11 protein-coding genes and 1 pseudogene are annotated in these 13,131 nt (G+C 64.4%); 6 read left to right on the top strand and 6 right to left on the bottom strand.

Annotated elements, in window-relative coordinates:
- Window positions 1-84: 84 nt before the first annotated feature.
- On the top strand, window positions 85-750 hold the full coding sequence (locus AC4K8G_RS01345; RefSeq protein ID WP_491732391.1) for a DUF4136 domain-containing protein: 666 nt from the start codon (window positions 85-87) through the stop codon (window positions 748-750).
- A 105-nt stretch (window positions 751-855) separates the two neighbouring features.
- Here AC4K8G_RS01345 and dnaA read toward each other — a convergent pair whose 3' ends face one another.
- The 3 genes from dnaA to mutM form a co-directional block, all read right to left on the bottom strand.
- On the bottom strand, window positions 856-2,250 hold the full coding sequence (dnaA, locus tag AC4K8G_RS01340) for a chromosomal replication initiator protein DnaA (protein ID WP_491732390.1): 1,395 nt from the start codon (window positions 2,248-2,250) through the stop codon (window positions 856-858).
- A gap of 370 nt (window positions 2,251-2,620) precedes the next feature.
- Window positions 2,621-2,884, bottom strand: coding sequence for a 30S ribosomal protein S20 (rpsT, locus tag AC4K8G_RS01335; RefSeq protein WP_491732389.1), 264 nt, complete (start codon window positions 2,882-2,884; stop codon window positions 2,621-2,623).
- Window positions 2,885-2,984: 100 nt separating this feature from the next.
- A complete protein-coding gene (gene mutM / locus AC4K8G_RS01330) occupies window positions 2,985-3,791 on the bottom strand; it encodes a bifunctional DNA-formamidopyrimidine glycosylase/DNA-(apurinic or apyrimidinic site) lyase (RefSeq protein ID WP_491732388.1) in 807 nt (268 codons plus the stop codon).
- 50 nt (window positions 3,792-3,841) lie between these two features.
- Between mutM and AC4K8G_RS01325 the strand changes: the two genes are divergently transcribed.
- The 5 genes and pseudogenes from AC4K8G_RS01325 (at window position 3,842) to AC4K8G_RS01305 (ending at window position 9,440) form a co-directional block, all read left to right on the top strand.
- A complete protein-coding gene (locus tag AC4K8G_RS01325; protein ID WP_491732387.1) occupies window positions 3,842-4,573 on the top strand; it encodes a class I SAM-dependent methyltransferase in 732 nt (243 codons plus the stop codon).
- Entirely contained in the window at window positions 4,570-6,099 is a 1,530-nt protein-coding gene (ubiB, locus tag AC4K8G_RS01320) for a 2-polyprenylphenol 6-hydroxylase (protein ID WP_491732386.1), read from the top strand. Before AC4K8G_RS01325 ends, ubiB begins: the two co-directional genes overlap by 4 nt.
- Before the next feature lie 10 nt (window positions 6,100-6,109).
- Window positions 6,110-7,786, top strand: a complete 1,677-nt coding sequence (locus tag AC4K8G_RS01315; RefSeq protein WP_491732385.1) for a DUF885 family protein — start codon at window positions 6,110-6,112, stop codon at window positions 7,784-7,786.
- 9 nt (window positions 7,787-7,795) lie between these two features.
- Window positions 7,796-8,961 (top strand): annotated as a pseudogene (gene coaBC, locus AC4K8G_RS01310) (bifunctional phosphopantothenoylcysteine decarboxylase/phosphopantothenate--cysteine ligase CoaBC).
- 62 nt (window positions 8,962-9,023) lie between these two features.
- Window positions 9,024-9,440: a hypothetical protein gene (locus AC4K8G_RS01305; RefSeq protein WP_491732384.1), complete on the top strand. Its 417-nt coding sequence runs from the start codon at window positions 9,024-9,026 to the stop codon at window positions 9,438-9,440.
- Window position 9,441: 1 nt separating this feature from the next.
- On the opposite strand, the gene AC4K8G_RS01300 is transcribed toward AC4K8G_RS01305, so the two are convergent.
- Genes AC4K8G_RS01300 through topA form a run of 3 tightly spaced genes read right to left on the bottom strand, consistent with a single transcriptional unit; the run spans window position 9,442 to window position 13,104 of the window.
- On the bottom strand, window positions 9,442-10,182 hold the full coding sequence (locus AC4K8G_RS01300; RefSeq protein ID WP_491732383.1) for a HesA/MoeB/ThiF family protein: 741 nt from the start codon (window positions 10,180-10,182) through the stop codon (window positions 9,442-9,444).
- Between the two features lie 10 nt (window positions 10,183-10,192).
- Complete coding sequence (gene dut / locus AC4K8G_RS01295) at window positions 10,193-10,630, bottom strand: dUTP diphosphatase (RefSeq protein WP_491732382.1); 438 nt, start codon at window positions 10,628-10,630, stop codon at window positions 10,193-10,195.
- Entirely contained in the window at window positions 10,627-13,104 is a 2,478-nt protein-coding gene (gene topA, locus AC4K8G_RS01290) for a type I DNA topoisomerase (protein ID WP_491732381.1), read from the bottom strand. The genes dut and topA overlap by 4 nt, the downstream gene beginning before the upstream one ends.
- Window positions 13,105-13,131 lie beyond the last annotated feature (27 nt).

Here is a 13,131-nt window from a genome sequence, read left to right as displayed (position 1 = left end):
TCAAACGCTTCATCGACGGTTCACCCCGCGACATGCTATAACCATCGGGATATAGGCGATTTTCCCGATTCGAAGGGGTGTAACATGCGTATCAGACAAGTCGCTGCAGCGCTCGCGCTCGGCATTTCAGCTCTCGGACTTTCGGCATGCGCCGAGTCCCTCAACACGGTCGTTTCGCGCTACCAGGCGATGCCTGCGCCGCAGGGACAGACATTCTTCGTCGTCGCGGGCGAAGGCATGGCAGCCAATGGCGGCCTCGAATTCCAGCGCTATGCCGGGATCGTTGCCCAGCAGCTTCAGGCTCGTGGCTATGCGCCGGCGGAAAGCCCGTCGAAGGCGACCATGCTGGTGCAGCTCGGCTACGGCGTGGACTCTGGCCAGACCCGGATCGTCCAGGACCCCTTCTATCGCAGCCGCTACGGCTACGGTGGTTTCTACGACCCGTTCTACAGTCCCTTCTATAGCCCGCGCTTCGGCCGCGGCTGGGGCTATTCCATGGGTTGGGATGATCCCTTCTGGTACGGCGGCGGCGTCGACAGCTATGTCGAATATCACAGCCAGATCGACCTCCATATCCGTCAGGCGGGCACCAATGCTCCGCTTTTCGACGGTCGCGCCCAGGCGCGGTCGCAGACCAACCGCCTCGACGTCGTCATTCCGAGCCTCGTGGATGCCATGTTCACCGGCTTCCCGGGTCGCAGCGGCGAAACGGTAAAGATCACGATCCCGACGCGGCCTGCCGCCTCGTAAGATCGCCCAGCTTTCGTCGGGGGCAAAAGAGAGGGCCCGCCGGAGCAATCCGGCGGGCCCTTCTTCTCGGCCGCGGAGACAGCCGAAAACCCCTCCCCCTATGGGTTACCCTTCGAGCTGCCGCGTAAGCAGCCGGATGTCGGCGTCGAGCTCCGCATCGCTGGCGCGCAATTTCTCGATCTGGCGAACGGCGTGGATTACCGTCGTGTGATCGCGCCCGCCAAACCTCCGGCCGATGTCCGGCAGCGACTTCGGCGTCAGCTGCTTCGACAGGTACATCGCAACCTGGCGCGGTCGAGCAACCTCGCGCGCCCGGCGCGCAGAGGTCATCTCGGCCTTGCGGATACGGTAATGCTCGGCGACCTGAGTCTGGATTTCGTCGATCGAAATGCGGCGCTGGTTGGCGCGAAGAACGTTGGCCAGCACTTCCTCGACGAATGCAACGTCGATGGTCCGGCCGGTCATCATGGCATAAGCGCCGATGCGGTTGAGCGCGCCTTCCAGCTCGCGCACCGACGAGGTCACGCGGCGAGCGAGGAAGTCAATCACCGGGCGCGACATTTCGACACCGGGCAGCACTTCAAGCTTGGCAACGATGATATTGAAGCGAAGCTCGTAATCCGCCGCGTTGATGTCGGCGACGAGGCCCCACGACAGGCGCGACAGGATGCGCGGTGCGATCCCGTCCAAATCCTGCGGCGCCCGGTCGGACGTGATCACCAACCGCCGCCCGGCAGTGATGATTTCGTTCATCGTGTGGAAGAATTCTTCCTGGGTCGAATCCTTGCCGGCGATGAACTGGACGTCGTCGATCAGCAGCAGGTCGGCGCTGCGCAGCCGCTGCTTGAAACCGATCGTGTCGTTCTCTTTGAGCGCGCGAATGAACTCGACCATGAACTTCTCGGCCGACATCGACACGACGCGCGCGCCGCGGTGATGCTGCAGGAAAGTGTGGCCGAGGGCATGCAGAAGGTGCGTCTTGCCTCGCCCGGTGCCGCCATGAATGAATAGCGGGTTGAAGCCCACGACCTGTGAGGTCGCTAGCGTCCGCGCGGCCGTTGCGGCCACTTCATTGGCCTTGCCGACGACGAATGTCTCGAAGCGATAGCGCGGGTCGAAATTGGGCGCGTTGGGATCGCGCTCTGAAGGAAGCGGCGCTTCCTCGAGGATCAGCAGCGGCGCTGGACGCGGTGCATCGGCGGCCGCAATGATCCGGACATCCCGAACCACGGGAAGGACCGTCTTCCACGCCAGGACCAGTCGCTCGCCGAAATGGGAGCGGACCCAATCGGCCATGAACTGGCTCGGCATGACAATGTCGAGCGACCCATTGTCAGGATCGAACGCGCCGATCTCGGCCGGCTTCAGCCAGCCGTCGAAAGTGCGGGCACCAAGGTCGCGGCGGAGACCCGACCGAATCGATTCCCAGGCTGCGTCGAGCGGCGCGGCGTGCGGCGCCGTCGCTAACTCGACAGACGAATTTGCCCCTCCGCCTTGCACTGGCTCGCGCCTCCCTCTTTTGACCCCCAACAGAAAGACAAAAGGATCCCGTCGCGCGCGATCCGAGTCGCGCACCCAAGGGTTCTTTTCTCTCTTGCCCCCGGCGCGGATTCGCACCCGGAAAGACCTTTCTGAGATTGTCGCGGGCAGCTTTCAAGCGCGATTTTTCACGAAAGTGAAATAAAGTGGCTTGACATAGGAAACAGGCCGATAGTTCGCGAAATTGGCCGAAAACAGCCATTTTTATGGTTAGCTTAATGTTAACGGCCACGCGAATCGCGGGAATTGCTGCATTTTTTTGACGGTCCAAAAACGAGACGGGCCGCCGGTTGCCCGACGACCCGCCAAAAGCGTTTTTAAACGGGACTTTTTAGCCCAGCGAGGCGACCCGCTTGGTCAGCCGCGAAAACTTCCGCGAGGCCGTGTTCTTGTGGATAACGCCGCGAGCGACGCCACGAGCCATTTCCGGCTGGACCTTCTTCAGCGCTTCGGCGGCTTCGGCCTTCTTGCCCGAATCGAGTGCCGACTCGACGGCCTTAATGAAGGTCCGGATGCGGCTGATTCGCGAGTGGTTGATCGTCTCGCGCGTCGCGTTGCGACGGATGCGCTTTTTGGCCTGCGGCGTGTTCGCCATGAATTCCTCGTGGGTCTAAAAAGGTCGGGTCTAATGAAAACGGCGCGGCCCAAGGCTCGCACCGGCGTGGCGGCTCCCCTAGCGGGATGTGCTCTTCAGGTCAACGCTGACAGCGAGGGCAATAGAAGGTCGACCGCCCTCCTTGCACGATCCGCCGGACGGTGCCCCCGCACGAGCATGCTTTGCCTTCGCGATCGTAGACTGAGAAGCTCTTGGAGAAATAACCGAGCTCGCCGTCGGGGCTGGCGAAATCGCGCAGGGTCGAGCCACCGGCAGCGATCGCTTCGGCAAGGACGTCGTGGATCGCCGGCACCAGGCGCTTCAGCCGCTCCAGAGAGATCGAGCCGCCCGCGCGCGTCGGGTGGATGCCCGCCCGATACAGCGCCTCGCACACATATATATTGCCAAGGCCGGCGACGATCCTTTGGTCGAGCAGCAGCAGCTTGATCGCCGCGCTCCGGCCCGCGAGCCGCCGATGAAGCTCCTTTGCGGTAAGGTCGAACGGTTCGGGCCCCAGCGCTTTGATCGCCGGCCAGTCGCCAAGCTCTGCGGTCGGCACCAGGTCGAGCGAGCCGAAGCGCCGCGCGTCATTGAGCGCGACCCGCCTCCCCCCGTCCGTGGTGATGATGAAATGGTCGTGCTTGAGCGTCTCGGTCGGGTCGACGCGCCAGTGGCCGGACATGCCGAGGTGGAAGACTAGCGTGTCGCCCCGGTCGGTGTCGATAAGTCCATATTTCGCGCGGCGCCTCAGCCCGGTAACGCGCGCGCCGGTGAGCCGCTGCCCCAGATCTTGCGGCAATGCTCGGCGAAGGTCGGGGCGGCGGGCCTCGACCTGGCTGATGCGGTGGCCGAGCAGGACTCGCTCTAGCCCGCGCACCGTTGTCTCGACTTCGGGAAGCTCCGGCATGGCCCGCGATATGGCGGAGCCGCGACAAGCCCGCTAGAGGCAGCCACCCTATGAGCGATAAGGTCAATTTCGGCGACGAGCTCGTCAGCCCCGAAGAGAAGACGCGGCGCGTCGGCGCGGTCTTCAGCTCCGTCGCGCGGCGCTACGACATGATGAACGACCTCATGTCAGGCGGGATGCACCGGCTGTGGAAGGATCGCTTCGTCGCTCGGGTGAAGCCGCGGCCGGGCGAGCATATTCTCGACATGGCTGGCGGTACCGGCGATGTCGCCTTCCGCATGGCGAAGCGCGGCGCGCTGGTGACCGTGTCGGATATCAATCCGGACATGCTTCAGGTTGGCCAGCGGCGGTCCGAGCAGCGGAAGCTGACGGGTCTCAGCTGGCAGGTCGAGAATGCGGAGACGCTGAGCTTCGCCGACGGCAGCTTCGACGCCTACACGATCGTGTTCGGCATCCGGAACGTGACCGACATTCCAGCGGCGCTGCGCGAAGCCTATCGCGTCTTGAAGCGCGGCGGGCGTTTCTATTGCATGGAGTTTTCGTCGAGCGACTGGCCGGGCTTCTCGACCATCTACGAAGCCTTCGCGTCGAACGTGATCCCGAAGATCGGCAAGGCCGTCGCCAACGACGAGGCGAGCTATCGCTACCTGGTGGAGAGCATCCGCCGATTCCCGCGGCCCGATGCCTTCAAGGCCATGGTCGCCCAGGCCGGCTTCGTTCGCGCCAGTGCTGAGCCCATGCTCGGCGGGCTGGTGACCATCCACTCGGGCTGGAAGATTTGACCACTTCGGTCACCCACCTGTGGCGTTTGCTAAAATGGGGCCGGACCCTGGCGAGGCACGGCGCGCTTCGCGGCATCGAGGCCGACCCGAATACCCCGCCTCCAGTGCGTCGGCTGGCGCGCATCGCTCGCTTCGGCGCGCGCGAGCCGAAGACGCCCGAATATGCCGCCGCGCTGGTCGCCATCGGCCCTGCCGCGATCAAGCTCGGCCAGGCGCTGTCAACCAGGCCTGACCTGGTCGGCGCAAGGGCCGCAGCGAACCTGTCGCAACTTCAGGACAACCTTCCGCCCGCCCCCTTCGCACTGATCAAGAAGACCATCGAGCAAAGCTTCGGCGCGCCCCTCGAAAGCCTTTATTCCGAGTTCGATGAAGTTCCGGTCGGCGCCGCCTCGATCGCGCAGGTCCACCGGGCGGTGACCACCGAGGGCCGCGAGGTCGCGGTGAAAGTTCTTCGCCCCGGCATCGAGGAAGAATTCGCCGAGGCGCTCGAAACCTATGAATGGGCTGCGGCTCATGTCGAGCGCTACGGCGGCGAAGCCGAGCGACTGCGTCCGCGTCTAGTCGTCGCTCAGTTCCGGCAATGGACAGCGCGGGAGCTCGACCTCCAGCGCGAGGGAGCGTCGGCGTCCGAGCTTCGCGAGAACATGATCGCCGAACCAGGCTATTACGTCCCCGAGATCGACTGGCGCCGCACCGCGCGAAAGGTCCTCACGCTAGAATGGCTTGACGGAATCAAGCTCAACGATCGCGAGGCGCTGGCGGCGGATGGCCAAGACTGCCCCGCGCTCGCGGCCACGCTGGTCAAGGCGTTTCTCCGCCAGGCGGTCGTCGACGGCTTCTTTCACGCCGACCTTCACCACGGAAACCTGTTCGCGCTGAAGGACGGCCGGATTGCCGCGATCGACTTCGGTATCATGGGCCGGATTGACCGCCGCGCGCGGGTGTGGCTTGCTGAAATCCTCTACGGCCTGATCACCGGCAATTACGAGCGCGTCGCCCAGATCCATTTCGACGCCCAATATGTCCCGGCGCACCATAATGTGCAGGAGTTCGCGACAGCGCTTCGCGCCGCCGGTGAGCCGATCCGCGGCCTTCCGGTCAAGGAAATCAGCATCGGGCGAATGCTCGACAGCCTGTTCTCGATCACGCGCGATTTCGACATGCAGGTGCAGCCGCATCTGCTGCTTCTCCAGAAGACAATGGTGATGAACGAAGGAGTCGCCTCGACGCTCGATCCGGACATCAACATGTGGGAGACGGCCGAGCCATTCATCAGCGAATGGATTCGGTCCGAACTCGGCCCCGAAGTTTATTACGCCGACCGGATCATCGAGTTTGTCCGCGCCCTGAAAAAGGTGCCGGACCTGATCAATCGGCTCGACGAATATTATCCGCCGCGCGGCGCCGCACCACCACCTCCGCCGCTTCCGGAAATCGCGGTCATCGAACAAAAGAACTGGTGGGGCTATGCCTTCGCCGGCTTGCTAGGAGCCGCGGCCGCTGCTGCATTAATGCTGATTTTCTAAGGGGGGACATATGCTGAGATTTTCGATCGCGCTGGCGCTTGCCGCGCCCCTGATCGTGGCCGTCGCCAGCCCTGCTGCTGCCACCGCGCCAGCCGCGACGGAACACAGCCAGCTTGTCAGCCTGTTCGCCGACTGGCGCGCTTTCAACCACCCGCGGATCGTCCGCGGGACGCCCGATTATTCAGCAGCCGCGATGGCGACAAAGGCTCGTCGCTTGCCCGCATTCAAGCGTCGCTTGGCCGCGATCAACACCACGGGTTGGAGCGCGTCTGACCGAGGCGACTATCGCCTCGTCGAAGCCGAGATGAACGGGCTCGACTTCTTCTTGCGTGTGCTGAAGCCCTGGGCGCGCGATCCGGGCTACTACCAGACGATCTTCGCCGAGATGAGCGACGTGCCGGCGCACGAAGGACCGTCCGCCGAACCCAATATCGACCTCCACAATTTCACTTACCCGCTATCGCCCGCCGATGATGCAAAACTGACTGAGATGATCGGCGCCGTGCCGGCGATGCTGGCCGACGCCAAGGTCAATCTCGCCGGCAGCCAGGCGCACGATCTGTGGGCCTATGGCGACCGCGCCTTCAACGAGCAGGCGGAGGTGTTGGCTAAGCTCGAGGCGGGCACGCTCGTCATGAACGACCTCGGTGGAAAGCGTCCGGCATCATTGCAAGGCGCCTCACCGGCCCTCCGGACCGCGGTCGCCAACGCGCGCGTTGCGACCGAGCAATTCGCCGCTTGGGTTCGCGAGCAGGCACCAAAGCGCAAGGGACCTTCGGGGGTCGGCAAGGCCAATTACAATTGGTACCTGAAGCACGTCCTGTTGAGCCCCTATGACTTTGACCAGCAGCAGGTGCTCCTGCAGCGTGAGCTCGATCGGTCGCTTGCGTCGCTGCGGCTGGAGGAAGTGCGCAACCGCGCCGCTCCGCCGATTGCGGAGATCAGCGATCCGGCGGCTTATCGCCGCATGGCCGACCAGCACACCGAAAAGCTTTACCGCCTGCTGGCCGACACGGGCATTATCACCGACCAGCCCTATTACCGCGCGGCGCTTGCCGGGCAGACCGGCGATTATACTCCGCCCGCAGAACGCAACTTCTTCACCCACGTGACCGCGCTCGATCCGCTACCGCTGTCGAGCCACCAGTTTCACTGGATCGAGCTCGCGCGACTTCGCCATGAACCGCACCCAAGCCCCATCCGCGACACCCCGCCCCTATTCAACATCTACGCGGACCGGTCCGAAGGTTTTGCCACCGCGATGGAAGAGATCGTGGTGCAGGCTGGGCTGTATGACGACATTCCACATGGCCGAGAGCTGGTGTGGATCATGCTTGCCAATCGCGCCGCCCGCGGCCTCGCCTCGCTCCGGGTGCAAGCCAACGAGATCGGCCTCGACGAAGCCGGCAAGTTTCATGCGGGCTGGACTCCGCGGGGCTGGTCCGACGCCACGAGCAAGCTGGTAGGGTTCGAGCAGCTGCTCTACCTTCGCCAGCCCGGTTATGGGCCGAGCTACATCGTCGGTAAGATGGATCTCGACCATCTGCTCGCGCTCGCATCGCATCGCGCCGAGCTTGAAAAGCGACCGTATGACAATCGCGCCATCTTCGCCTCGATCTGGGCCTCTGGCATCGTCCCGCCGACGATCATCGAGGACGAGATAGCGGAAATGCCCGCGGCGCGGTAAATCGCGGCCATGGCACGCGTTCTCCTCATCGTCGGCGGCGGCATCGCGGCCTACAAGTCGCTCGAGCTTGTGCGGCTCCTCAAAAAAGCGGGGCACCAGGTCACGCCGGTCCTGACCAAGGGCGGCGAGCACTTCGTCACCGCCATGAGCCTTGGCACTTTAGCCGAAAGCCAGGTCCATAGCTCGCTGTGGGAATTGAAGGACGAGGTCGAGATCGGTCACATCCAGTTGAGCCGCGCGGCCGATTTCGTGCTTGTCTGCCCGGCGACCGCCGATCTCCTCGCGAAGATGGCGGCGGGTATCGCCGACGACCTTGCGACCACACTGCTGCTTGCGACTGACAAGCCGGTGGTCGTCGCTCCGGCGATGAACGTCCGCATGTGGCTGCACCCGGCAACTGCGCGCAACATCCAGCAGCTGGTGGACGACGGCGTCCGCGTGATCGAGCCCGCCGAGGGAGAGATGGCGTGCGGCGAGTTCGGGCCGGGGCGCCTTCCCGAGCCGCAGGACATCATGGACCAGCTCGCCGACCTGCTGAAGTGAGCCTAGCGAACAAGCACATTCTGGTCACCGCCGGCCCGACGCACGAGCCCATTGATCCGGTGCGAGTCATCGCCAATCGCTCATCGGGGCGGCAGGGCTTTGCAGTCGCCGCGGCTGCAGCCGAAGCCGGAGCGCGCGTCACCCTGATCGCCGGACCAGTCACACTCGAGACTCCGCCAGGAGTCACGCGGATCGACGTCGAAGCAGCGGAAGAAATGGCTCAAGCGGTTTTCGCTGCTTTGCCCGCTGACGCTGCCATCCTCGTTGCCGCGGTCGCGGACTGGCGGGTTGAGCAATCAACCACGAAGCTCAAGAAGAGCGACGGCCCGCCAAAGCTGAGGTTCACAGCGACGCGCGACATATTGGCGGAACTCGGCGCAAGCTCTCAGCGCCCCCAATTGCTGGTCGGATTTGCTGCCGAAACCGAGCGGGTCGTCGAGCGGGCGATTGCTAAGCGCGAAGGGAAGGACGCCGACTGGATCGTCGCCAACGACGTCTCGGGCGACGTCATGGGTGGGCATCGCAACCGGGTGCACCTCGTCACCGCCGATGGCGTTGAAGACTGGCCGGAAGGGTCGAAAGAAGAAGTCGCGCGAAAGCTTGTCGCACGGATCGACGGGGCGCTGCGCTAGGCGGCCTGGTCGACTCCACCCGGCGGAAGGAATAAAATCAGGGGCGAAGAACGGAGGGCGGGATGAAACGCTTTCTTGCTTTGACCTTCTGTCTGGCCTTGCTCGGGGCTTCGAATCCGCCAGTTGCGGTTGAAAGTGCAACGGGCGACTGGAGCAGGCTCCAGTTGCTCAACCAGAACGGCTACGAGCACCTCGACACGAAGGTGATGGCGCGCCTGTATCAGATCGCCAAAAACGGCCAGTGCAGCCTGTCTGGCTATGACCGCGACGGCCTTCACTTCGACATGTCGTTCGCGGCGCAATTCGATCCCAGCGGATCAGTGCGGCGAATTGTCATCCCGAAGCTCAATTGCCCCGAAGCCGAAGGAATCATTGGCGGGGCACTGCTCGCAATGATCGAGGCGGGCGACTATCGACCGACGGGGAAAAGCACCCACGACGGCTGGTATCGCGGAGAGTTCGCCTTCGGGTTCGAATGAACTAGGCGCAAGCCCTGCAACGGGGCGCCGCGGGAATGGCGATAGCCCGCCAGCTGAGCTTCTCGCCGTCGAATAAATGAACCTTGCCGGCCTGGTCTTCGCCAACGCCGACGGCCGTGTTGATCGCGAGCATGGCGGCGAAACTTCCGACGGTTGCGGTCAGCGCGCCAAGCACGCCGAGCTCGGCGCAATTGTCGCAATCTTCGGCATCGAAGGCGTCCCCGACGAAGCAGCGATAGCAGGGCTTTGAGCGAAACAGCCCGACCTGCCCCTGGAACTGGACCGCGGCGGCGGAAATGAGCGGAATGCCAAGCGCCACGCAGGCGTCGCTTACCGCCAGCCGCGTGGCGAAATTATCGCTGCCGTCGATCACCAGGCCGTGCCCGGACAACAGGTGGGCCGCGTTAGCGGAATCGATCCGCTCCTGGATCGGTTTCGCATCGACGAAGCGGTTGAGTCGCTGAATGAACTGGAGTGCGAGGTCTGCCTTAGAATAGCCGGCATCCCGCTCGCGAAACAGTGGCTGGCGGTGCAGGTTGGCAAGCTCCACGACGTCGTCGTCGATGATCGTCAGCTGGCCGACGCCGGCTCCTGCGAGCGCCGGAATGACTGCGCTGCCAATGCCGCCCGCGCCAATGACCGCGACCTTCGTTTCCTTGAGCTTGCGTTGGCCCACACCGCCAACCTGCGGCAACACGATGTGCCGCGCGTAACGCTCAAGCTCGTCGTCGCGGAGGGTCACTGCCCGCCAGTCATTGGCCTGTCGAACCGAAGCCCCCGGCTCCCCTGCTGGTACCGCTTAGCTCCGCCACCTCGGTGAAATGCGCCTTGGTCACAGGGGCCGGCACCAATTGCGCAATCCGCTCGCCGCGGCGGACCTCGAACGGCTCAGTGCCAAGGTTGGCGAGAATGACCTTCACCTCGCCGCGATAGTCCTCATCGATCGTGCCGGGCGTGTTGAGGCAGGTGATGCCGTGCTTAAGCGCGAGACCGGACCGCGGGCGGACCTGCACTTCATATCCCGGCGGGATGGCGATCGCGAAACCGGTCGCAACGGCATACCGCTGGCCAGGGGCCAAGGTCAGATCCTCGGCAGCGACCACGTCGAGGCCGGCCGCGCCGTCGGTGGCATAACTTGGCGCAGGTAAACTATTGCCATGCGGCAACCGTTGTAGTTGAATTTCGATCATTTGCTCTTCTTCCGGGCGGGCTTCCGGCCACCCTTCTTGGCCGGACCCTTGGCGGCGCGCTCATCGATCAAGCGCACGGCTTCGTCCAGTGTCACGGCCTTGGGGTCTGCGCCTTTGGGCAAGGTTGCGTGCGTCACCCCGTCGCTGACGTAAGGCCCATAACGGCCCTCCATTACCTTTACGTCCTTGCCGTTCGGGTGCTTGCCGAGCACCGCGATCGGCTCCCGGGAGGCGCCGCTCTTGCGGCCTGCCCCCGACGCCGCATCCGCGAGCTTCGAAACCGCGGCGTTCATGCCCGTTTCAAACACTTCGGCGGTCGAGCTCAGCTTCGCATATTTGCCGTCGTGCGCGAGGTATGGCCCGTAACGACCGATCGACGCCGTGATCGGCTTGCCGGTCTCGGGATGCGCGCCGATTTCGCGGGGCAGCGACAGCAGCCGCTCGGCTACCCCCTGGTCCACATCCGAAAGCGGAATGTCCTTGGGAATTGAGGCGCGCTTGGCGTCGGCGCCCTCGCCGCGCTCGACATACGGCCCGAACCGCCCGCTCTTGAGCGAAATCCCATCGCCGAGGTCCTGAGGGCCGTCGCTCTGCGCCTGGTCGCCGCCCTGCCCGAACTTCTGCGTATATTTGCAGTCGGGATAGTTGGAGCAGGCCACGAACGCGCCGAACTTGCCGCCACGCAGGCTCAACCGACCGTTGCCGCACTGCGGGCAGATGCGCGGGTCGCTGCCGTCGGCGCGCGGCGGATAGAGCCAAGGGCTGAGGAATTCGTCGAGCGCCTGGGTGATCTCGCTCGGCTTCTGGTCCATGACCTCGCCCGCCTTGGGCTTGAAGTCGCGCCAAAAGGCATCGAGCAGTTTCTGCCAGTCAAGCCGCCCGCCCGACACGTCGTCGAGCTCTTCCTCCAGCTCCGCGGTATAGTCGTAGCTGACGTATTTCTCGAAGAAGCGCTCGAGGAACGCAGTCACCAGCCGCCCGCTCTCCTCGGGAATGAAGCGGCCCTTGTCGATGCGGACATATTCGCGGTCCTTCAAGGTCTGCAAGATCGACGCATAGGTCGACGGCCGCCCGATCCCCAGTTCCTCGAGCCGTTTGACCAGGCTCGCTTCCGAATAGCGCGGCGGCGGCTGGGTGAAGGATTGGGTCGCATCCACCCCGGTCTTCGCCGGCGCATCGCCTTCGCGAAGCGCGGGCATCCGCGCCGTTTCCTCGTCCGCCACGTCGTCGCGGCCTTCGTCGTAGAGCGCCATGAATCCCGGGAAGAGCACCACCTGCCCGCTCGCCCGCAGCGTGACCCGCCCCGCGCCGTCGGTCAGCTCGACCGTCGTCCGCTCGAGCCTGGCCGAGGCCATCTGGCTCGCCAGCGCCCGGTTGAAGACCAGTTCGTAAAGGCGGGCATGATCGCCTGACGCGGCCTGGCGCCGCTCGAAGTCGGTCGGCCGGATCGCTTCGTGCGCTTCCTGCGCGTTCTTGATCTTGCTCTGATATTGCCGCGGGCGGTCGGGCACGTAGCCGGCGTCATAGCGGTTCGCGATCGCCTTACGCGCCGCGCTGATGGCCTCCGGCGCCATGTCGACGCCATCGGTCCGCATGTAGGTGATGAGCCCATCCTCGTAGAGGCTTTGCGCGACCCGCATCGTGTGGCTCGCCGAAAAGCCGAGCTTGCGCGCCGCTTCCTGCTGCAAGGTCGACGTCGTGAACGGCGGCGGCGGGTTCTTGGCAAAGGGCTTGGTCTCGACCGACGAGACGGTGAAATGCCCCGCCTCGACCGCTGCCTTCGCGGCATCCGCCTCGCTCTTGTTGCCGATCGTCAGCCGGTCGATCTTCTTGCCGTCGAACTGTGCGAGCCGGCCCACGAAGCGCTGCCCGTCGGCCTCGAAGCTCGCGCTGACCTGCCAATATTCCTGCGGCTTGAAAACCTCGATCTCGCGCTCGCGGTCGACGATCAGCCGCAGCGCCACCGACTGCACCCGTCCCGCCGACTTCGCGCCCGGAAGCTTGCGCCACAGGATCGGCGACAGGGTGAAGCCGACCAGATAGTCGAGCGCCCGGCGCGCCCGGTAGGCGTCGATCAGATCCTCGTCGAGCCCGCGTGGGCGCTTCATCGCCTCGGTCACCGCCGAGCTGGTGATCGCATTGAACGTCACGCGCTGGACGTTCGCCGGGAGCGCCTTCTTGCCTCGGAGCACCTCCTGCACATGCCAGCTGATCGCCTCGCCCTCGCGGTCAGGGTCGGTGGCGAGGATCAAGGTATCGGCGTTCTTCGCCTCGTCGGCGATCGCCTTCATCTGCTTCGACCGGTCGGGCGAGACCTGCCACTGCATGTCGAACCCATGCTCCGGATCGACGGAGCCGTCCTTCGGCGGCAGGTCGCGCACGTGACCGAAGGACGCGAGCACGCGGTGCCCGCTCCCCAGATACTTTTCGATGGTTTTCGCCTTGGCCGGCGATTCGACGACTACGAGCTTCAAAATAACCCCTCACGCATACGCGTAAGG

The sequence above is a fragment of the Sphingomonas sp. SP3 genome (assembly GCF_058514305.1).
This window is presented reverse-complemented; position numbering and strand designations above follow the sequence as displayed.

Coding starts and splice junctions, on each gene's coding strand:
- AC4K8G_RS01345 (WP_491732391.1), top strand. CDS start 85: ATGCGTATCAGACAAGTCGCTGCAGCGCTCGCGCTCGGCATTTCAGCT.
- rpsT (WP_491732389.1), bottom strand. CDS start 2,884: ATGGCGAACACGCCGCAGGCCAAAAAGCGCATCCGTCGCAACGCGACG.
- mutM (WP_491732388.1), bottom strand. CDS start 3,791: ATGCCGGAGCTTCCCGAAGTCGAGACAACGGTGCGCGGGCTAGAGCGA.
- AC4K8G_RS01325 (WP_491732387.1), top strand. CDS start 3,842: ATGAGCGATAAGGTCAATTTCGGCGACGAGCTCGTCAGCCCCGAAGAG.
- AC4K8G_RS01315 (WP_491732385.1), top strand. CDS start 6,110: ATGCTGAGATTTTCGATCGCGCTGGCGCTTGCCGCGCCCCTGATCGTG.
- AC4K8G_RS01305 (WP_491732384.1), top strand. CDS start 9,024: ATGAAACGCTTTCTTGCTTTGACCTTCTGTCTGGCCTTGCTCGGGGCT.
- dut (WP_491732382.1), bottom strand. CDS start 10,630: ATGATCGAAATTCAACTACAACGGTTGCCGCATGGCAATAGTTTACCT.